Annotated in this window: 16 protein-coding genes; 15 read left to right on the forward strand and 1 reads right to left on the reverse strand. The window is 27.9% G+C overall.

The annotated features are described in order from the left end of the window. Window positions 1-82: 82 nt before the first annotated feature. The 7 genes from ACYUE0_RS01545 to ACYUE0_RS01575 all read left to right on the forward strand — a co-directional run bounded on the left by ACYUE0_RS01545 (window position 83) and on the right by ACYUE0_RS01575 (window position 6,755). Complete coding sequence (locus ACYUE0_RS01545; protein ID WP_460269245.1) at window positions 83-1,114, forward strand: serine hydrolase domain-containing protein; 1,032 nt, start codon at window positions 83-85, stop codon at window positions 1,112-1,114. A 97-nt stretch (window positions 1,115-1,211) separates the two neighbouring features. Continuing rightward, entirely contained in the window at window positions 1,212-1,763 is a 552-nt protein-coding gene (locus tag ACYUE0_RS01550) for a nitroreductase family protein (protein WP_460269246.1), read from the forward strand. Between the two features lie 243 nt (window positions 1,764-2,006). After that, on the forward strand, window positions 2,007-2,831 hold the full coding sequence (locus tag ACYUE0_RS01555; protein ID WP_460269247.1) for an MBL fold metallo-hydrolase: 825 nt from the start codon (window positions 2,007-2,009) through the stop codon (window positions 2,829-2,831). Between the two features lie 140 nt (window positions 2,832-2,971). Beyond that, window positions 2,972-3,970 carry a helix-turn-helix transcriptional regulator gene (locus ACYUE0_RS01560; protein WP_460269248.1) on the forward strand — a complete coding sequence of 333 codons (999 nt, stop codon included), beginning with the start codon at window positions 2,972-2,974 and terminating at the stop codon, window positions 3,968-3,970. A gap of 367 nt (window positions 3,971-4,337) precedes the next feature. Next, window positions 4,338-4,805, forward strand: a complete 468-nt coding sequence (locus ACYUE0_RS01565) for a DUF6323 family protein (protein ID WP_460269249.1) — start codon at window positions 4,338-4,340, stop codon at window positions 4,803-4,805. 6 nt (window positions 4,806-4,811) lie between these two features. Further along, window positions 4,812-6,161, forward strand: coding sequence for a DUF6179 domain-containing protein (locus tag ACYUE0_RS01570; protein ID WP_460269250.1), 1,350 nt, complete (start codon window positions 4,812-4,814; stop codon window positions 6,159-6,161). Between the two features lie 129 nt (window positions 6,162-6,290). Next, window positions 6,291-6,755, forward strand: a complete 465-nt coding sequence (locus tag ACYUE0_RS01575) for a GreA/GreB family elongation factor (protein WP_216450789.1) — start codon at window positions 6,291-6,293, stop codon at window positions 6,753-6,755. A gap of 157 nt (window positions 6,756-6,912) precedes the next feature. On the opposite strand, the gene ACYUE0_RS01580 is transcribed toward ACYUE0_RS01575, so the two are convergent. Next, window positions 6,913-7,341: an Lrp/AsnC family transcriptional regulator gene (locus ACYUE0_RS01580; protein ID WP_460269251.1), complete on the reverse strand. Its 429-nt coding sequence runs from the start codon at window positions 7,339-7,341 to the stop codon at window positions 6,913-6,915. Between the two features lie 213 nt (window positions 7,342-7,554). On the opposite strand from ACYUE0_RS01580, the gene ACYUE0_RS01585 reads away from it, so the two are divergent. From ACYUE0_RS01585 to ACYUE0_RS01620, 8 genes are all read left to right on the forward strand, one after another. After that, window positions 7,555-8,358 (forward strand): SDR family oxidoreductase, encoded by an 804-nt coding sequence (locus tag ACYUE0_RS01585; RefSeq protein WP_061996235.1) that lies wholly within the window; start codon window positions 7,555-7,557, stop codon window positions 8,356-8,358. A gap of 62 nt (window positions 8,359-8,420) precedes the next feature. Next, entirely contained in the window at window positions 8,421-9,656 is a 1,236-nt protein-coding gene (locus tag ACYUE0_RS01590; RefSeq protein WP_460269252.1) for an aminotransferase class I/II-fold pyridoxal phosphate-dependent enzyme, read from the forward strand. Window positions 9,657-9,816: 160 nt separating this feature from the next. Further along, window positions 9,817-11,064 carry an MFS transporter gene (locus ACYUE0_RS01595; RefSeq protein WP_460269253.1) on the forward strand — a complete coding sequence of 416 codons (1,248 nt, stop codon included), beginning with the start codon at window positions 9,817-9,819 and terminating at the stop codon, window positions 11,062-11,064. Further along, window positions 11,039-12,139, forward strand: a complete 1,101-nt coding sequence (locus ACYUE0_RS01600) for an NAD(P)-dependent alcohol dehydrogenase (RefSeq protein WP_460269254.1) — start codon at window positions 11,039-11,041, stop codon at window positions 12,137-12,139. Before ACYUE0_RS01595 ends, ACYUE0_RS01600 begins: the two co-directional genes overlap by 26 nt. Before the next feature lie 462 nt (window positions 12,140-12,601). Then, the gene (locus ACYUE0_RS01605; protein WP_460269255.1) at window positions 12,602-15,607 is read left to right on the forward strand and encodes a DEAD/DEAH box helicase; all 3,006 of its coding nucleotides are present in this window, start codon (window positions 12,602-12,604) and stop codon (window positions 15,605-15,607) included. Window positions 15,608-16,482: 875 nt separating this feature from the next. Beyond that, on the forward strand, window positions 16,483-17,607 hold the full coding sequence (locus ACYUE0_RS01610; RefSeq protein ID WP_460269256.1) for a radical SAM protein: 1,125 nt from the start codon (window positions 16,483-16,485) through the stop codon (window positions 17,605-17,607). A gap of 421 nt (window positions 17,608-18,028) precedes the next feature. Further along, a complete protein-coding gene (locus ACYUE0_RS01615) occupies window positions 18,029-19,939 on the forward strand; it encodes an acyl-CoA dehydrogenase family protein (RefSeq protein ID WP_460269257.1) in 1,911 nt (636 codons plus the stop codon). 55 nt (window positions 19,940-19,994) lie between these two features. Then, window positions 19,995-21,194 carry an FprA family A-type flavoprotein gene (locus tag ACYUE0_RS01620; protein ID WP_460269258.1) on the forward strand — a complete coding sequence of 400 codons (1,200 nt, stop codon included), beginning with the start codon at window positions 19,995-19,997 and terminating at the stop codon, window positions 21,192-21,194. Window positions 21,195-21,579: the final 385 nt, after the last annotated feature.

The raw sequence follows: 21,579 nt of genomic DNA on the forward strand, positions 1-21,579 counted from the left end.
AATATTAGACTTTAGTTACTTATAATTCAAGAAAGGGGTATGGAAAAGATAGAAATAAGTATCAATCTTTTTCTAAAAAATTATGGTTAATGAAAATGTTTTAAATCAAGTAAAATTAGAAATTGAAAATTATCTATATAAAGAAAATTTTAATGGAGCTATATTAATTTCAATAAAAGATAAAAAATTAATAAGCAAAGGCTTTGGCATGGCAAATTTTGAATTGGATGTTGAAAATACTAATGTGACAAAGTTTCGAATTGGTTCTATAACTAAACAATTTACAGCTGCAGCAATATTACAAATATATGATAAAGGATTACTAAATTTAACTGATACTTTAGATAAATATATAAATGATTATCCAAAGGGAAAAAATATAACCATTCATAATTTATTAACTCATACAGCGGGGGTCTTTAATTATACCGACATTGAAGAGTTCTCTAACATTATGAGAAAAAGTCATAAGACAATAGATTTAATAAATAACTTTAAACATTTACCTTACGATTTTGAATCAGGAACAAACTATAAATATTCTAATTCAGGATATACTTTATTAGGCGACATTATAGAAAAGAGCACTAATAAAACTTATGAGGAATATATTAGAGAAAACTTTTTTGAAAAATTATCAATGAACAATTCAGGATATGATAGCAATACTAAAATAATTAAAAATAGAGCTAGTGGTTATGATTTGAAAATTTATAATAATGATGAGCATATTGTAAATTCAAGCTTTATTGATATGAGCGTACCATTTGCTGCTGGTGGATTGTATTCAACTGTTGAAGATTTGTACATTTGGAACAGGGCTTTAATTAATGGAAATGTTATTGATAAATCTCTATTAAACAAAATGACTGAAAGGCATATTTCCACAGGTAAAGATGGATATTATGGGTATGGTGTATTTATAAATAACTTAAATTTTAATGACAAAATAGTAAAAAGAATATCTCATAGTGGTCGAATACCTGGATTTTTTTCAGCAAACAATATCTTCCCAGATGAGAATGTACAAATAGTTATGATAACTAATATAACTAGTAAACAATTTAAAATCCAAGTGAAAAATGTAGAATCAATTTTATTTAAAAGTATTTAAGTTTAGATAAGATGTCAAGATAATTGATGAGGCTATAATTATATTCAGAAATAAAACACAATAGATTTAATTTAATATAGATGGGGTATATGAGAATATGGATGTAATTGAATGTATATATAAAAGAAGAAGTATAAGAAAATTTATTGATAAAACAGTAGACGATGAAACATTACTAACTTTGATAAAAGCAGGAATGGCAGCTCCTAGTGCATGTAACACACAACCTTGGGAGTATATTATTATTACAGAGGATAATATAAAAAATGAAGTAAGAAAAAGTTTATATTTTGGACAATATAACGCACCGGCAATGATTGTTGTCTGTGGGAATATGAAATTATCAATGTCAGGACCAGTTAGAGATTATTGGATTCAAGATTGCAGTGCCTCCATTGAAAACATTTTATTAGCAGCAACTAGTATGGGGTTAGGTTCAGTTTGGATTGGATTACATCCTGTTGAAAGTGCTGCAAGACCTTTATATAAAATATTAGATTTGCCAGAGGAAGTTATACCACTAGCAGTTATATATTTAGGATATCCAGATGAAGAAAAAGAGCCAAGAACTCAGTTCGATGAAAAACATGTTTACTGGCAAAAGTACGAACATAGAAAACATAAAGCTAGAAAAAAGAATCTTAAATAATTATAAAAGCGTAAAAACCGGAGTTAGCATATTGATATCATTAACACCAAAATGGAGATTTCCCTAAGAAAAGGTAGATTTTAAAAAGAAATTTTGAGATGTCTATTTGGGACTAAAGTTTGTCAGAACAGAGCGGACAAGATAATTAAATACTAGTATAATAATATTAAGTTATATGAGACTAACTTTAGTATAAAGTTTTCTGATAAGATTTATAAATAGAATTTTATAGGGGGAATTGTGATGAAAATAACTGTTTTGGTAGAAAATAATACTATTAATCCTAATTGTGAATCTAAGCATGGGTTAAGTTTATATATACAAACTATAAACCATTGTATTCTTTTTGATTTTGGACCGGATGGTTCTACTTTATTAAAAAATGCTGATGTTTTAGGAGTTGATTTATCTAATGTAGATACTGCTTTCCTTTCACACGGACATATGGATCATGGTGGTGGGATGAATACATTTTTAAAGTTAAATGCTCACTCCAAGATTTATACTCGTCCTGATGCTTTTTCAGCACACACAATAAAGGCCTTTGGAAAAGACTATCCTGTGGGAGTAGAACTAGCTTTGAAAAAATCTCCTCAGATACTGTTAACTAAATCAACTCAAGTTATTGATAAAGAGTTACAGGTATTTAGTAGTTCTTGTGGAAATATTCTTAAGCCTATGTTTAATAATACTCTTTATGCTGAAAAAAATGGTTTGATGGTAGAGGACGATTTCTCTCATGAACAGAGTTTAATTATTACTGAAGGAGAAACAACTGTGCTAGTAGGCGGTTGTGCTCATGGAGGGGTTATAAACTTGTTAAACAAAGCAGAGGAGTTGCTAGGTCGTTCTGTAGACTTTGTAGTATCTGGATTTCATCTATATGATCCACCTACTAAAAATACTGAGCCTGAAAGTAGAATTGATGAACTAGCTGCAGAACTATCTAAACATTCAACAGGTTATTTTACTTGTCATTGCACAGGTGAGACAGCTTTCAATAGACTTCATTCTTTGATGGGAGAGCAAATAAGTACACTTTCAACAGGCAAGGTAATAGAATTATAATTTTTTATATGTTTTTTAGATTTTTTAAGATAACTAAAAGTTTAATATATTGTACAATAGTGACAAAAAGTTAAAAATGATGTAATAATATACAGCATTTTAAAATATATTTACTAAGATAGATAGGAAAGTGGGGTTCTATGTTGAAAAAGAGTGGTATGGTACAAGATTATGGAATTTTAAATAAAATGGCATGGATTCAAAATCATGATAAAGATGGATATAAAACTATATATAAAATGAATTCCACAAATGGTATAGGAACCATGACGGTTTATAAGGTATTTACTGGTATTGAGTTAATAATTAATGAATTTGAATCTACAACATGTTTGTGTAATGTACCAACCTATGAGAATGTTATAGAAATCAATCACTGCCAAGAAGGCAGACAGGAATGTAAGCTTTTAAATGGCTCTTATTTATATTTAGGTGAAGGTGATATTTCTATTAATACTATGAATAATTGTACTAATACCATGGGATTTCCACTGAAATATTATAAAGGGATTTCTATTTTATTATATCTAGATGAATTTGCAAGAGATGTGCCAGAAATTTTACAAGATATATCTATTGATATTTATGGTTTCAAAGAAAAGTTTTGTATTAATGATGAGTGTTTTGTCATGCGAGCAAATGATAAAATTAAAAATATTTTTTCAGAACTCTACTATGTACCAGAATCTGTTCAGAAAGTATATTTTAAGCTAAAAGTTTTAGAATTACTTGTGTTCTTGAATATAATAGATGTTTCAAAAAAAATCCAAAGAGAATATTATTCTCATCAACAAGTTGAAATTATTAAACAAATTAAAAATATGATTACGAAAGATTTTAAACATAGATATACCATACAAGACCTTGCAAAAGAGTATTACATTAGCCAAACTATGTTGAAAACATATTTTAAAGGTATTTATGGCACTTCAATGGCAGCATATATGAAAAAATATCGAATGAAACAAGCTGCAATAATGTTAAGAGAAACTCCAAATAGTGTAGCTGATATTGCAATAAGTGTTTCATATGAAAGTCAAAGTAAATTTGCTGCTTCATTTAAAGAAATTATTGGGATAAGTCCTTTGGAATATAGAAAAAAGTGTTTAGCAGATGGAAAAACTTCTTCAAAAATATAGTCATTTCTTTTTCTTATGCATTTGTGGCAAAATAGAGTGGACAACCTTTGAAACTAAAATTAATGTAATTTGTTCAACTCCAATGAGAATTTTATGGCACATTCATTTTGGCACTGAAGTATCGAGTATTCTGTGTTGGTGAATAAAGTATATGCATAAGCTAGTAATAGGAATGTTTTTTAGAATAGCTATAAAATTATAGGAATAAAGAAGAGTATCTTCAACGGTAGAAGATACTCTTTTAATGCATTATAAAATACATTGACAAAAAAAGGTGTCAATGTTACAATTACTTAATATAAAGTATATCATTTTTATTATAACATACTTTAAAACAAAAGTCAATACTTTTAGGGGGAATTTTGAAATGGAAAATTCGATTGATTTATTTCAAAGCAATTTACTAGAAAAACAAGTCTTTAATGACATACTTCAGTGTAATGAAATTACAAAAGAATATGGATTAAAACTTTCAGAGAAAGATGTAAAGGAAATTATTGATACTAGAAATATAGCGCTTCAAAAAAGCGGAAGAATAGAATTTAATGGTCAAATTATAAATAAAATTATTACGTCCTTTCGTGATTCACCATATATATCTCAATATAATTACAGTGAAACAATAAATGAACTTGTAGAAATCTTTTATAACTATAAGAATGAAACTTTAGACTATATAAGTGATGATGAATTAATAGAAATTATGAAGGAAAAGTTTGATAATTATTGTCAAGGATCATTAGAGATTCTAGAAGGAAATGCATTATATAGAATTGCTAACAATATAAAAAGTGGGTTTAAGGATTATACAAATCTTGAGAATGAAAAGGATTGATGAGTTATGGGGAATAATATTCAAAAGTACAACTATTCTATAGATAATAATTTCAGTGCGGAAAGCTTTTTCAAAAACGTTTTACTAACTTGTTATGAGAAAAAGTTACTAGATGATAATACTTTAGCTAGAATATATTATGAAAGAATACAGCTTTTAAGAGTAAAATTAAAATATTACACAAAAGATGAGAGTAGTTCAGTTATGACAGAGGTAGCCGAAAGTATTTTACAATGTATTGATTATACTATAGGAATTTATTTAAAAAACTTTGAGAATATAGAGTTAATAACAGAAGAATTAGAGCATACCAGTTTAGCTGATATGTTAAAAATGGGACAAGATTTAATTAGGAATAAAAAATTAGAGTGTAAGAAATTATTTAAGGAGATTAGGGAAAATAAACTTAAGATTGATAACTATTCTTATAACGACACTGTAGATGATGGTTTTTCTCTATTTTTTAAAGAATATGATGATTTTTTTGCGCCTCATGAAACTCCAGGATGTTCAATAGATTATCAACTTTACATTGATACTATGAACTTTATAGGCATTGATTATGTGTATAATTATTTATATGACTTAAGTTTAGAAAATGAGTGTTGTAATAAATTTGATGTTGGTGAAATTAATAAATTATTAAAGGGTTATGATAAAGAATGTGAATTGTTGCTTATAAATATATTTGAACTAGTACTTATTAATTCACTAGGATTAATTATATGTAATAAAGATTTAAGCAGCCTTAATATTAATAATTTAGATAGAGAGATTATTAAAAATAAGTTGGAAGAATTATCCATAGAGGAATTAGAGGAAGAATTAATAAAGGATGCAAAAATATGCTTAGAAGTTTTAGAGATTAAAAATACAAAATTGATGACTTATATAAAGAAGGGTATTTTAAATATAGCTTTACTTATAAATGAAAGGATAAAACTAAATAAGTTAGATTCAGTGTTTATATCCTTTAATGAAGAGGAGCATAATGAAATAATAGAATATACTGATGGCAAAAAAATGTCCAATTCTATATTTAAAAAGCTAACGGAAGAAATTCGAGAGTGCTCTTTAGTGGAAGATAAAATTTCATTAATTAGAAATAATATTAAGAGTCTAGAAGATTTAGTAGATATGCTAAATGCTGATTGTTTATTTGATGATGAATATATTACGTTTTTCAAAAGCTTATCCAAAATGGAAATAGTTCTTTTATCTAAATATATATCAGATTTAAGTTTTGAAAATGAGTATGATAAGGATTTATATGCTGAATTTAATAACTATATTTTGAGTTTAGAGAAAAAAGAACAGGTAGCAATAAATGAACTAAAAGAAAGAATAAATTTATAATATGAAAGAGTATTTAATAAGGCTTAACTTAAGGTTTTGCTACTAGAGTATAGCATAATGTTTCATTAGCATTTATACTATATATTATATAATATTAACATAGCATATCTCAAGGAGGTTTATTGGTACATGAAAAACATATTGACAGAAGAAAATATGAATAAATTAAAAGAAGAATTAGAATATAGAATGACTAAAAAAAGAGCTGAAATAGCAAAGGAAAAATTAGAAGCAGCTGCTCATGGTGATAGGTCAGAAAATGCAGAATACAAAGAAGCTTGTGCAAACTATAGAGAAAATGATAACAGAATTCAATATTTATTAACTATGATTTCAACTGCAACTGTAATAGATGTTCAAAATCAAAATAAATCAGTACTAGGAGTTAATAGTAAATCTAAAGTTAAATTTGTAGAAGATGAATTTGAAACAATTGTATCACTAGTAACTACTATGGATGCAGATCCAGAAAATATGCTTATAAGTGTAGAATCGGATTTAGGAAAAGCATTAATGGGGAAAAAAGCTGGAGATGTAGTGGAAGTTGATGCTCCAGGTGAAAAATATAAAGTAGAAATATTAGAAATACTATAAATTTATTTGATTATAGTATAAAGTCTTGGAGAAATCCAAGATTTTTTTATTGCAAATTATTTAAACGTAATTTTAAAAATTGCAATCGCATTAAATTATTTCAAAGAACTAATTTAAATATGTAAATAAATACCATGGATGTGATATAAAATCTATACTATATACTTTCTTTTATAGACTTAACTATTGGATAAGTTACACTTTTAAATCCAAACCTTTTTCTTAAAGTATCAAGTAATACACCAAGTGTAAATGAAGATTCCGTGGATATTTTAAGTGAAAACTCATAATATCCTGTAACACAATGACATTCATCAATATCTTCACATTGATTTACAAAATCAAAAAAACTTTGCTCTATAATTTTATTTTTAGATGAAAGCAAACAAATACAAATTAAATTTTTATTAATAGTTTTAGGATCTATTAATGTTAAATAACCTCTAATACAACCGGTTTCTTCTAATCTTTTCATTCTAACACTAACGGCAGGTTGAGATAGATTTACTTTTTTACTAAGTTCCTTTATAGAGATTCGTGCATTTTTTTCTAAATGTTTCATTATTTCATAGTCAATTTTATCCATTAATATATCTCCTATATGACAAAAAAATATAAAGTTTTTTAATATAATTTGTAATTATATTTTGTTTAAAAGTTAAAAAATAAATTATTATTTGTATTTATTATATAATATTTACCTTAAGCTTACAATCATATAGAATGTAAACAAATAAAAAATATTGAGAAAATTTTAAATTTTAAATAAAAATTTTATTACTAAATTGGAGGGGTATCTATGGAAAATTCAAATAAAAAAATTTTACTAACTGGCGGAACACAAGGAATTGGAGAAACTACAGTACATTTGCTTGCTAAAATGGGCTATGAAGTTCATATTACCTATAGAAGTTCTTCAGAAAAAGCAAAAAAGTTAACAGAGCAATATTCAGGAAAAGTATTTGCATATAAGTTAGACCAAGGAGACCCAGAAGCTATAAAAAAAGCAGAATTTTTAACTAAACATTCATGGGATGGAATTATCTTTAATGCAGCTTTAGGCTCAGGAACAGTAAAAGATTATGCAAAGGATGATGATAATTTAGGTTTTGAAAGAGACGAGGCAATGTTTAAGGTTAATGCTCTTGGTCCACTTTGGATATATAAAGTTGTAAAAGAAAACTTATTAAAGAAAGAAAGTAAGAGTAAACTAATATTTATTTCATCTGTAGGTGGTGGATTAGCAGCCTTCCCTTATTTTACATTAAGTGATGGAATGAGTAAATCAGCAGTAGCATTTTTAGGAAAACAATTAGCTGCTGAAAATACACATACTTTAATAGATGTTTTTGTAGTTTGTCCTGGTGCAACAGAAACTCCAATGTTTGTATCTAGCACATTATCTAAAATGTCACATGAAGAAAGAAAGAAATTTGACCTTGCTCAATCAAAACAACGTCTAATTCAACCAGATGAAATTTCTTATTGGATAGAAAAGTTGTTAAGAGAAGAATCTACTGTATTACATGGAGCAGTTATTGATGCTACCATGGGACTTGCATCAAGACCAGGAATACAAACAGAGGCAGGATTAAGTCACTAAATTTTAAAATATCATACAGCTATAAAGAGTATTTTACAAAAAATTAAAGGGGTGTATATAGAATGTCGTTATCAAAAAGAGGAATGGCCAATGTTAAAGATATGTCTCCACTTATGCATGCTGATTTTAGTACGAGAGACAAACGATACAATCCTGTAACAAGAAAAGATGGATATATAAATTTAGGAACAGCAGAGACACATTTAATTGATGATGAAATTATAAATTTATTATATAAATTACAAAATACAATGAATATAAAGCCAAATCATCTTCACTATGATTTCTTTTATGGAAGTAAGGATTTTAGAACAGCAATAGCTAATCATTGGCAAAAAGTTATTTTTGAAGATGAAAATCATAGAAAAATTACTGCAGACAATATAATTGTAGGCTCAGGATGTTCTTTAGCATTAGAAATGTTAGCAACAATGTTAGGCGATCCAGGGGATGTCTTTTTAGTTCCAGCTCCATATTATTCAGGTTTTGAAGATGATTTCTCAGAAAGAGCAAAAATAGAGTTAGTTCCAGTCCATTGTGGAGAAAATATGGATAAGGATATATTTGAAAAAGTATATAATGAAGAAATTTTAAAGGGTAAAAAAGTTGTAGGAGTGCTTTATTCATCTCCAAATAATCCAACAGGAACTGTTTATTCAGAAGATGCCATAAAAAATGTAATCGATTTTAGTATTAGTCATAATCTTGATATTGTTTCAGATGAAATTTATGGTCAAACCATTCATGATCCAAATACAAAATGGATTAGTACTTTAAAATTAGTTCCAGATAATTATATTGAACATGTACATGTTACTAGTAGTTTTGCAAAAGATTTCGCTCTTTCAGGGTTTAGAACAGGTTTTGCTATTTCATTTAATAAAGACTTAATAAAAGGCATGCAAAACTTAGCGTATTACTCAGGCGTGTCTACACATACACAAGGATTGTTGACAGAATTATTAAAATCATCAGAGCTTCCTAAATTAATGGAAGATAATAAAAAACAATTACACATAAGTTATCAAAGAATAGAAACTGCTCTAAACAAATTAGATATTAAAACCCAAAAAGCTCAGGGAGGTATATTTATATTTGCTAATTTTGCAAAATATCTAGAAGAACAAACATTTGAAGCTGAAAACAAATTATGGGAAAAAATGTTTTGTGACTTAAAGTTAAATATTTCTCCAGGTAGAATATTTGCAACTAATGAACCTGGGTGGTTTCGAATATGTTATGCATTAGAACCTTCAATAATTGAAGAAGTTATAAGAAGACTTAGTACATTAAAATAAAAATTTGGGATAGTACTCAATTATTACTTCAGTTAATACGCTAACCACTGTTATCTAAAGGATGTTTTAACCAGTGTATAGATACTAATATAGTGGTTAGCGTATTTATTAAGAAGATATAAAGGTATATTTATTTGCATAATTTAAGGGGGTTAACTCTGTGATAATTAAAAAAAGAAGTAAATGGACTAACTTTTTATTATTGTATTTAGGCGGTGTGGTCATATCTTTAAGTCAATTAAAAATAATTCCTATACAAAATGAAATAGTAGACGTGATGGGGTTCTCACTTTCATCAATTTCATGGTTGATGTCTATATTTACTCTATCTGGAATATTTCTATCAATTCCTGGTGGCCGTTTGGTTACGAAATTTGGACCTAAAAAATTACTTGTTTTTTTAATGTTGTCTGTTATTTTAGGAAATAGCATAGGTTTTATTTCTAATAATTTTACATTAATGCTATTTTCAAGATTAATAGAAGGAATTGCATTTTCAATGATTATAATGGTTGGAATTGTATTTATAAATGAATGGTTTAAAGATGGAAATAGAGGGTTGGCTACTGGAATTTGGGGTACTTTTTCAGCGGCAGGTTCTTTATTAGCTATGAATATATTTTTGCCAATGGTAAAAAAATATGGAATAAAAAGTCCATGGATGTTTATTGTTATTATTTCCATAGTATTGTTTATTATATATTTTTTTAAGATAAAGGATATTCATGAAAATGAAGAAGAAACTATAAGTAAAAATGACGAGAATATGTTTAAAGAGGCAATCACAAATAAATATATATGGATTTTAGCAATTGCACAAGGGTGTATGGCATTAGTACTTTTTACATTCATAAATACTTTTCCGTTAATATATAGTCAAAAATATGGAATTAATAGCTTTGTTGCAAATAGATATGCTAGTTACTTTGGATTATTTGGAATCCCTTTTGGAGCTATAGCTGGGTATTTAATTGATAAAACTAAAAAAGGATCATTAATAACAGTATGTTCTTTTTTTATAATGACAATAGCTGTTATATACTCCAATTATTTAACAGATGCAAAGAGTATAATTCTACAGTTATTATTACTTTCAGCAGGTACTGGACTTTCCTCTGCTTGTGTAATGATTATTGCACCAAACATTATTAAAAATAAAAAACTTATTGGTGTAAGCATATCATTTATCAATTTTATTTATTATATAGGTATATTTGTAGGAACACCTATAATTATAAAAGCAGTGGAAATAACAAAATCATGGACAAGAGGTATATATATTCTTGCAATTATTAGTTTAATTGGTTTTTTGAATGTATTTACTTTTGCAGTGCTTATGAAAAAGAAATCTATAAAAAATGTTAATTTGGGAGGAAATTACAATGAAAATAAAAGCGGCAGTTGTTAATACAAAAGGTGGACCTTTTGTATTTGAAGAGATTGACCTTGCAGAGCCAAAAGATGATGAACTACTTGTTAAAGTAGTAGCAAGTGGTATATGTCATACTGATGAATTTGGTAGACAAGGTGGTATGAATCAAAAGTTCCCGGCTGTTTTTGGTCATGAAGGGGCAGGAATTATTGAAAAAGTTGGGGCAGAAGTGAAAAATTTTCAAGTAGGTGACCATGTAGTTTTTTCATACGGATACTGTGGAAATTGTGCAGCTTGTAGAAGTGGTAAACCTTTTTACTGTGATCATTACAATGAAATAAATTTTGGTGGAACTGCAGCTGATGGAAAAAGTAGATTAAGTAAAAATGGTGAAGATATAGCAATGTTCTTTGCACAATCTTCTTTTGCTACACATTCAGTAATTAATAGTAGAAGTGCAATTAAAGTTGATAAAGATGTTAATTTAGAAATAGCTGCACCACTTGGTTGTGGTATACAGACAGGAGCTGGAACAATCACTAATATAATAAAACCTAGTATAAACTCTACAATTGCAGTTTTCGGAATGGGAGCAGTTGGACTTAGTGCAATTATGGCAGCTAATATGGAACACTGCAAAGAAATTATAGCAGTTGGTGGTAACAGTAAAAGCTTAGAACTTGCAAAAGAACTTGGTGCTACTCATACAATTAATAGAAAAGAAGTAGATGACATAGTTAAATCAATTCATGAAATAGTTCCAGGAGGTGTAGATTATTGTATAGACACTAGTGGATTTGGACCTATGATAGAAAAAGCTATTAAAGCATCTTCTTTTAATGGTTCGATATTTGTATTAGGTTCTAGTGGAATAATTGATTCCTTTAATATTGGAGAAGATATTTTAATGAATATGAGGACTTTACGTGGAACATGTGAAGGTGAATGTATTGCTCAAGTATATATACCAGAAATAATTAGAATGTATAAAGAAGGAAGATTTCCTATTGATAAAATTATTACTGTTTATGACTTTGAAGATATAGAACAAGCATTTAAAGACTCTCATGATGGAAAAGTAATAAAACCAGTTATTCGTATATCAAAATAAATAGCAAAAATTTAAATATAATACTTATTGTTTAAAAAATATTAGAATACAAAATATATAACTTAACTTAAAACTCTATAGAAAAAGTCCTATGAATTTTCTTATTTCTAGGACTTTTTCTATGTGATTTTATATATGAAATATTAAATTAAGTTTTAAAACTAGTGTTTTAAATAGAAGTTTAATGTAAATATACGAAAACAGGAAGTTAATAAATTAAATCATATATCATAAGAAATATATATTAGAACAAATCAGTAAAATATTAGATTATATTAGTAAAATATCTAATATTTTACTGATATGTGATATAATATGCATGTTCTAAAAATATTGTAGTTTAATGAGATTAAATGGATAAAAAGATAAAAATACCTTGTTTTATAGCAAATGACTTTTCAGATGAGAAAATCAATTTCTATATAAATTAAAAGAGATAGTGACTAAATTTAGGAGGTAATGATGAAAGAAATTACAAATAAATTATATTATTGGTATACAGTTGAGAAATTTTCAGAGTTTAGAATTGAATTTGATAAAAAATCATATTGTGAAGAATTTCCTTGGCTAAATAATAAAAAAGATAAAAACTTTGAAGTCTATCTAGGTATATACAAGAATTCAGATTTAATAGATTTTATAATTAATAAGTATGGAGATAAAGAAGGACTGCCAGAAAAAATTTCTGGATTTTCATGTTTATGTATTTTTAAGGTAAATGAAAAAGGAGAATATATTGAGGAATCTATAAAAATGCCAACATTACCATATGCCATAAATGAACTTATTTCTGGAAATATAAATACAACCAATAGTTCTGATGAATTTAAACTTTTTGTAGAGGAGCTTGAAAGTATTGCAATTAATAAGTTAAAAAGTGTTAATTACGATACATTAAATAATTTTTTTGATGAAATACTGAAACAATTTAAGTGGTTTAATAAAAATTGGTTATTAGTAAAAAGAAAGTTTAAAGTAGAAGAATTTGAAATAAAAAAAAGTAGTAATAATGAAGAAACTGATACATATTTAAATAGTTTCTATTTAAATGATATAGAAAAATTAATTAATGAAGTGAAAGTAAACAATTATGGTAAAGCATTTAAAGATTTTATTCTGCAATATAATAATATGGAAAAAATAGATATAGAAAATGATATTAAACAGATAGAGCTTGCTTTAGAGCCTAAGAATATACCTATGGGTAAATGGCCTTCAAAATATGGGCTAAGTTTAATGCAACAAGTAGCAGTAAATACAGCCCTAAAACAGTTAATTAATAGTAGTGGTGTATTTTCAGTAAATGGACCACCAGGGACAGGAAAAACAACATTATTAAGAGATATTATTAGTAATGTTGTAGTTAATAGAGCACGAGAATTAGCTAAGTATAAACATCCAGAAGAAGCATTTCAAAAAAGTGACTACTGTATTAAGGTTAAAAATAATAAAGGAAACGATATTCCATTTTATCCATACATATTAAATGAAAATTTAAAGGGATATGGAATAACAATAGTTTCTAATAATAATAATGCTGTTGAAAATATCTCCAAAGAATTACCAGAGATAGGAGCTATAGAAGGTTTTTATAATGAGATAGGATCAGATTATTTTAAGGATTTTTCAAATAAAGTTTTAAACATGGAAACTTGGGGCTTAATTTCAGCCTCTTTAGGCAAAAAAGCTAATTGTTCAAAATTTGTAAATAATTTTTGGTGGGGAGGTTTTTATAAAATTCACAAAAATGAAGATGAGAAAAATAAAGTTCAAAGTTGGGAAGAAGAGAAACAGAGATTTTTAGATAAATATAATGAGATAGAAGAATATATAAATAAATTAGATAAATTTAAGGAAGTATTAGATGAAGAAAAAGAAGTAAAAAATAGTATTAGTACAACTAATAGTAGAATAAAGGATGTAGAAAATTATATAAAATCCAGTGAAAACGATTATAAAAAAACAGAACAAATTAATGTAAAATTAAAAGAATCAATTAATATATTAGATGAGATAATTAAATGCCATTTAAATGATAAACCATCATTTTTAAGTAGAATCTTAAATAGAAAGAAGTATAGAGGATATGTTTTAGAGTTAGAATTTAATAATAAAGAGAAGAAAAAGTTATTAGTTAATTTGTTAGGATCAAATAGTGATTTAAATGATATTAAAGATATCTTAGATAAATTTAAAGTACAAAAGACTGAATTAGAGAAAAACTTAAAACAAGATTTAATTAAGTTGGATACCATTAATAAAATAAAAGATGATTGGTTAGGTAAATTAGGAGATTTGTATCCCGAAAGATATTGGAAAAATTCAAAAAATAACCAACAAATATATTGTTTATGGATAACTGAGGAACTGAATAATAAGAGGTGTGAATTATTTTTATTATCATTACAATTGCATAAAGCATTCATATTAAATGCTGAAAAACCAATGAAAAGTAATCTGGGATTAGTTATGAATTACCTTTCAGGGACTGAAATGCAAGGTGATTATTTAAAATATATGAATGAATTATGGAATACTTTATTTCTAGTAGTTCCAGTAATATCAAGTCCATTTGCATCTATATCAAGAATGTATAAACATTTAGGAAGAGAAGAAATAGGATGGTTACTTATAGATGAAGCAGGGCAGGCATTACCACAAACTGCACTTGGAGCCATTTGGCGTTCGAGAAGGGTTATTGTTGTTGGAGATCCATTACAAGTAGAACCAGTATCAACTGCTCCATTATCATTACTTGAAGTAATAGGTAAAGCTTGGAATGTAGAAGATATAGTGTCGAAAACTTTATCAGTGCAAGGAATGGCTGATAAAATAAATAAATATGGAACAAATCGTGAGGAATTGTGGATAGGATGTCCTTTAAGGGTTCATAGAAGATGTGAAAATCCTATGTTTAATATAAGTAATAAGATAGCTTATGATAATAAAATGATATATGCAACATTAAGTAAGGATAAAAATTTGCCTATTGAAAAGAGTGCATGGATTGATTGTAAAGGAAATAGTTGTGATGGAAAATCGCACTATGTTCCAGAACAAGGAGAAGTTATATATAGACAAATAAAAAAATGCATTGTTGATAATAAACTTCCTAATTTATATGTAATTTCACCATTTACGACTGTAGTAAATGGACTTAAAAATAGAATTAAAGATTTAAAAAATGAATTTGATTTTATAGATAGTAAATCTTTAGATGAGTGGATAAAAAAATCAATAGGAACAGTTCATACATTTCAAGGTAAAGAAGCAGACATAGTAATAATTTGTTTAGGGGTAGATAAAGAACATGAAGGGGCTGTGAATTGGGCGTCTAAATCTCCTAATATATTAAATGTAGCAGTTACAAGAGCAAAAAAAAGAATTATGATTGTAGGAGATAAAGAACTATGGGGAAATAAGCCTTATTTTAAAGAAGCTATTAAATTAATTGAGAATGAAGAATGAACTAATTTGGAAAGGAAAAATTAATAGATTTCTATTTTAAATATGGAAGCTACTAAGGAATGGTAAAAAGAAAAATAATATTTACATAAATTCAGCAAATTGAGCAATTAGTACTTTCAAAAATGAGTATATTAAAAATTTTGAAATATAAGCTAGAAAAAAAGAAAATATTATTAGATAAAATTAATTTAAAATAAGAACTATATAAAAAAGGAAGTATTATAAAGACTACTGAAAAAGTATACTGATTTTCAGTGGTCTTATTATATTTAAATTTTTCAACGTGATAATAAATTAAAAATTAATAAAATTCTAATTTAAAAAGATGAAATGAAAAAGTTGAAAAATTGAACAGGCAAAAACAAATCAAATAAAATGTTATAAGTTTTAGTGGTAATATTAGAGGTATAGTAGTTAGACTTAATAAGGTGTGTGTATAGAATTAGCATATATTTATATGTTATAATACTTTTGTAATTTGATTCATATAGAGAAATGAGATTAAATTTAGATTTATTCAATGCCTTTAAAATGCTTTTATACAAAATGTAATGTTATATTTGCACAAATTACACTGTATAGAAGATAGTAATTTATATGGCATGAACGGAATTTAAATTAATGATAAATAAAATACAACAAATAAAAATGTTGCATTTTTAACGTTTGGGATATAAATAAACATTTCAAAACGGGTATGAAACAGAATTAGATAAAAATACAAGAAATAACGAAAGAAGAGTTCTTTCATAATTTATATCTTAATTTTAGTAAGGAAATTGAGCAAAACAAAATTAAAACTAGTAAAAATACTGTTCATTAAGCTGGGAAGAAGATATAAATAATAGTGATACATAATTAGAGGAGGATATAGTATGAAAATTTCAAAAGAAGACGCGTTAAAATGGATTGAATTTTTTTCAATGTTACCAGAAGATGAGGAACTTATGGTAAAACAACAAGAAATTGTTTACGCTACATTTGCACAAATTGAAGAGGCAATTGATCATAGAAATAATATATTAATGTCAGAAATTAAAGGGTTAAAAACTTTAGATAATAGAACTTTTTTCGTAGGAAATGAAAATAAATTTTCTAAAGGATGTCATTCTTGTCTTAAAGGAACTGGCTTAAGTGCCATTAGAAAAACAAATAAATGTAACATAGAGTGTAAGTTTTGTTACAATTATGGTGATTTAGATAACATTCCACCAATTGGTGAAGGTATGTGGGAAATTGGTGGTACAAAATTTTACGAAAAGGATATTGAGTTACTTCTTTCAATACATAACAAACCTACTGGTATCTCTTATGTTTATTTAGAACCATTTATGGAAATTGAAAAATACTATTCAATTGTAAAGAAATTTAGTGATGCGCAAATTCATCAACATTTATATACAAATGGGATTTTGGCTACAGAAGAAACATTAAAAGCTTTAGGTGAAGCTGGTCTTGATGAGATACGTTTTAATTTAGGTGCATCTAATTGTTCAGATAAAGTTATTGAAAACATAAAAATAGCAAAAAAATATATTAAAAGTGTTGGTATTGAAACTCCAATGACTCCTGAATTTTTTGAGGTATTCTTTAAGAAAAAGCAAGCAATTTTAGACACAAAACTTGACTTTATAAATTGTGCAGAATTGCATTTAAATGAGAATAACATAGATAACTATTTTGGAGAAAACATGTATATTTCTAGACATGGTTATATTTCTCCAATTTGGAGCAGAGAATTAACTTTTAAATTAATGAAAGTGGCTGATGAAGAAAATTGGGATTTAGCAGTTCATGATTGTTCAAACCATACAAAATTTGCTAGAGATTTAAATTTAAGTAGTAAAGAAGGTAAATGGTTTGGAGCAAGTCCGTACGCTTGTGAATTCCCTAGAATACCATATGAAGCATTTTTACCAATATTACGTGATGATAATTTCAAATTTTTATGTGAGGAAGAATTACCTAACGGTTATAAACCAGGAGAGTTACTTTTTTAGATAATTTTAATTTTTATTGTCCAAGGAATATAAAAAATTACAGTTAGGTTGAATAAAGAATTATAAATTAAAACCCAGTTATAATGATTATAACTGGGTTTTTGGTTTAAAAAATATAATAATTTATCTCTAAAAGCAAGTTCAATATAATTAAGGTTTTAAAAGACCTTTTTTTATTTTTATTATTTTTCAGGATTGTTCAACAATAAGAAAAAGAAAGGTAATAGCCTTGAAATTTTTTTAATAGACTATATAGGACTATAATTACAAAACAATTGATTCTGTAAAACATATTTATTATACGGCTTTCATATAAGTAAAAAAGATTTGTAGAATATGTTTAAGGTTAAGAAGCTCTAATTACAAAAATTAATTAAAGAAGAATATTTATATATTATTTTAATTTAAAGGAGGTATATTTATGCTATTTAAGACTATGGAACAACATGAAAAGTTGAGGATGAAAATAAGAGAGTTTGCTGAAGAAGAAATTAAACCTATTGCATTTATGTTAGATCAAGAAAATAAATTCCCTTTGGAGCAAATTCATAAGTTGGCTGATATAGGTATGATGGGCATACCATATTCAAAAGAGTATGGCGGAGCAGGTTTAGATGTAATTAGCTATGCTATTGCTGTTGAAGAGTTATCAAGAGTAGATGGTGGTACAGGCGTAATTCTTTCAGCTCATACATCTTTAGGTGCATATCCAATTTCTGCTTATGGGACAGAGGAGCAGAAGCAAAAATATTTAGTTCCACTTGCAAAAGGGGAAAAAATTGGAGCCTTTGGTCTTACGGAAGAAAATGCTGGCAGTGATGCTGGAGGTACAGAGACCACAGCTGTTTTAGAAGGGGATTATTATATTTTAAATGGAGAAAAAATTTTTATAACTAATGCAGGTGAAGCTGATATTTATATAATTTTTGCAGTTACTACACCAGATATAGGTACCCGTGGTATTAGTGCTTTTATTGTAGAAAAGGATTGGGAAGGTTTTAGATTTGGTAAACATTATGATAAGATGGGTATTCGTTCTTCTGCCACTGGAGAGCTAATTTTCAATGACGTAAAAGTCCCTAAAGAAAATCTATTAGGCAAAGAAGGAGATGGCTTTAAAATTGCTATGTCCACCTTGGATGGTGGCCGTATTGGTATTGCAGCTCAGGCTCTTGGCATTGCTCAAGGCGCATACGAACATGCACTTGAGTATTCAAAAGAAAGAATTCAATTTGGTAAACCTATTTGCCAGCAACAGATTGTTGCTTTTAAGTTAGCAGATATGGCTACAAAGCTTAGAGCAGCAAGATTACTTGTTTATAGTGCTGCAGAGCTTAAGGAATATCATGAACGCTATGGTATGGAAGCCGCTATGGCAAAACAATATGCTTCTGATGTTTGTCTTGAGATTGTAAATGACGCTCTTCAAATATTTGGTGGAAGCGGATATATGAAAGGTATGGAAGTTGAGCGTGCTTACAGAGATGCTAAGATTTGTACAATATATGAAGGAACTAATGAGATTCAACGCGTTGTTATAGCTGCCAATATAATAGGTAAAATGCCAAAAACTAAGAATGCAGGTGAAACTTATAAAAATAAATCTGCTAATACAGGTTATCGTAAAAAAGTGATTTTCAAAGAAGGAACTGCTAAGGAAAAAGTAGATGCGCTTGTAAAAGCTCTTAAGGAAGATGGTTATGATTTCACAGTTGGAATTCCTATAGATACTCCTATAAATAAAGCTGAAAGAGTGGTCAGTGCAGGACTCGGAATAGGAGAAAAAGAAAATATGAAGCTTATAGAAGATTTAGCAGTTCAAGTTGGTGCAGCTATAGGATCTTCCCGTCCAGTAGCAGAAACACTTAAATATGTACCATTGGATAGATACGTTGGTATGTCTGGTCAAAAATTCAAAGGAAATTTGTATATTGCTTGCGGTATTTCAGGTGCAATTCAACATTTGAAAGGTATAAAGGAAGCTTCTACAATTGTTGCTATAAATAATAATTCTAATGCAAAAATTTTCAAAAACTCAGATTACGGAATTGTTGGAGATTTAATGGAAATATTGCCATTGCTTACTGAGGCCTTTGATAATGGAGAACCAAAAAAAGAAGCGCCACCAATGAAAAAAATGAAAAGAGCGATTCCAAAAGAGACCCATCCAACTTGGAAACATTATGTATGTAATGGATGTGGTTACGAATATAATCCTATTTTAGGAGATTCTGAAGGTGATATAGATCCAGGAACAACTTTTGAAAAAATACCTGAGGATTGGACCTGCCCTGCTTGTGGTGAGGGAAAGGATATGTTTATAGAAGTTTGATTTTCTAAAAATAAATATAATAATGTGCTTTTAACGAAAAGGGGGATTAAATACTATGTATTGTGTTAGAAATATAACTGAAGATCTTTATTGGGTTGGTGGTAATGACCATCGACTTGCTCTATTTGAAAATATTCATCCCATTGAAAAAGGGGTTTCATATAACTCTTACTTACTTTTAGATGAGAAGACAGTATTGTTTGATACAGTTGATTGGTCAATTTGTCGTCAATTCCTTGAAAATATTAAAGGGGTTTTAGGAGATAGAAATTTAGACTACATGGTAATCAATCATATGGAACCAGATCATGCAGCTTCCATTGAAGAAATTATTCTTCGTTATCCAAATGTAAAGATTGTATGTACTGAAAAAGCTTCCCTGTTTATGCATCAATTTGATTTTAATGTTCAGGACAGGGTAATAACGGTTAAAGAAGGAGATAGTATGTCCTTCGGAAAACATAAGGTTGCATTTATGTTTGCTCCAATGGTACATTGGCCAGAAGTTATGGTAACATTTGATACTACTAACGGTGTGTTATTTGCTGCTGATGCCTTTGGTACTTTTGGCGCATTGGATGGTAAAATGTTTAACGATGAAGTAAACTTTGATAGAGATTGGATTGATGAAGCTAGAAGATATTATACAAATATTGTAGGTAAGTATGGTGTTCAAGTTCAAGCTCTTTTAAAGAAGGCAAGTACTCTTGATATTAAAACTATATGCCCATTACATGGACCAGTATGGCGTAGTGATTTAGGATATTTTTTAGATAAATATGATAAGTGGAGTAGATATGAACCTGAAGAAAAGGGTGTAATGATTGTTTATGGAACAATGTATGGAAATACAGAAGATGCTGCTAATAATTTAGCAACAGAGTTAGTTAAAAAAGGAGTAACTAATGTGGTTATGTATGATGTTTCAAAAACTCATGTTTCATATTTGATTTCTGAAACATTTAAATACAGCCATATAGTTCTTGCTTGTGTAACTTATAACTTAAATATTTATCCACCAATGTTAGCATACCTGATGGATATGAAAGCACTAAATGTTCAAAAACGTACTTTTGCTCTTATAGAAAATGGTTCTTGGGCTCCTCAATCAGGAAAATTAATGCGTAAACATTTAAGTGATATGAAAGAAATAACTATTTTAGATAATGATATATCAGTGAACTCCAGCGTAAAAGAACAAGATAAGGATTCAATTGCTGACGTTGTTGATAGTATTATTCAATCAATGAAATAATTAAAAAATAATTAAAAGCACATGTATCTGACCATATAAGTTAGGGGGAGATACATGTGCTTTAGTTTTATAAACTGTTCTAAGGAGGATTCTTTTTTTTTGATTTGTGAGATGGTGGTTCCTGTTATAGGATGCATTAAGATGGGCTATAAGATTAGAGGAGAATAATATAAAACTTTGAAATATAAAATTTATGAATGATGGGTGACTCAATATATTTACATATACTAGGAATGTGGATATAGGTGTGAAGATAGTAAATAAATAGGCATTGAACACTTAGCGAAGCGATAGCTGAACTTAGTGTGAAAGCCCATCTTACTGAGGGTAGCGAAGTAAGATGTTCATTATAAAAATTAGGCTTTGAAGGATTTTAACTAAATAT

This window comes from Clostridium sp. CTA-19, assembly GCF_054767855.1.

Coding starts and splice junctions, on each gene's coding strand:
- ACYUE0_RS01575 (WP_216450789.1), top strand. CDS start 6,291: ATGAAAAACATATTGACAGAAGAAAATATGAATAAATTAAAAGAAGAA.
- ACYUE0_RS01620 (WP_460269258.1), top strand. CDS start 19,995: ATGTATTGTGTTAGAAATATAACTGAAGATCTTTATTGGGTTGGTGGT.
- ACYUE0_RS01545 (WP_460269245.1), top strand. CDS start 83: ATGGTTAATGAAAATGTTTTAAATCAAGTAAAATTAGAAATTGAAAAT.
- ACYUE0_RS01580 (WP_460269251.1), bottom strand. CDS start 7,341: ATGGATAAAATTGACTATGAAATAATGAAACATTTAGAAAAAAATGCA.
- ACYUE0_RS01555 (WP_460269247.1), top strand. CDS start 2,007: ATGAAAATAACTGTTTTGGTAGAAAATAATACTATTAATCCTAATTGT.
- ACYUE0_RS01615 (WP_460269257.1), top strand. CDS start 18,029: ATGCTATTTAAGACTATGGAACAACATGAAAAGTTGAGGATGAAAATA.
- ACYUE0_RS01560 (WP_460269248.1), top strand. CDS start 2,972: ATGTTGAAAAAGAGTGGTATGGTACAAGATTATGGAATTTTAAATAAA.
- ACYUE0_RS01590 (WP_460269252.1), top strand. CDS start 8,421: ATGTCGTTATCAAAAAGAGGAATGGCCAATGTTAAAGATATGTCTCCA.
- ACYUE0_RS01565 (WP_460269249.1), top strand. CDS start 4,338: ATGGAAAATTCGATTGATTTATTTCAAAGCAATTTACTAGAAAAACAA.
- ACYUE0_RS01605 (WP_460269255.1), top strand. CDS start 12,602: ATGAAAGAAATTACAAATAAATTATATTATTGGTATACAGTTGAGAAA.
- ACYUE0_RS01610 (WP_460269256.1), top strand. CDS start 16,483: ATGAAAATTTCAAAAGAAGACGCGTTAAAATGGATTGAATTTTTTTCA.
- ACYUE0_RS01570 (WP_460269250.1), top strand. CDS start 4,812: ATGGGGAATAATATTCAAAAGTACAACTATTCTATAGATAATAATTTC.
- ACYUE0_RS01600 (WP_460269254.1), top strand. CDS start 11,039: ATGAAAATAAAAGCGGCAGTTGTTAATACAAAAGGTGGACCTTTTGTA.
- ACYUE0_RS01585 (WP_061996235.1), top strand. CDS start 7,555: ATGGAAAATTCAAATAAAAAAATTTTACTAACTGGCGGAACACAAGGA.
- ACYUE0_RS01550 (WP_460269246.1), top strand. CDS start 1,212: ATGGATGTAATTGAATGTATATATAAAAGAAGAAGTATAAGAAAATTT.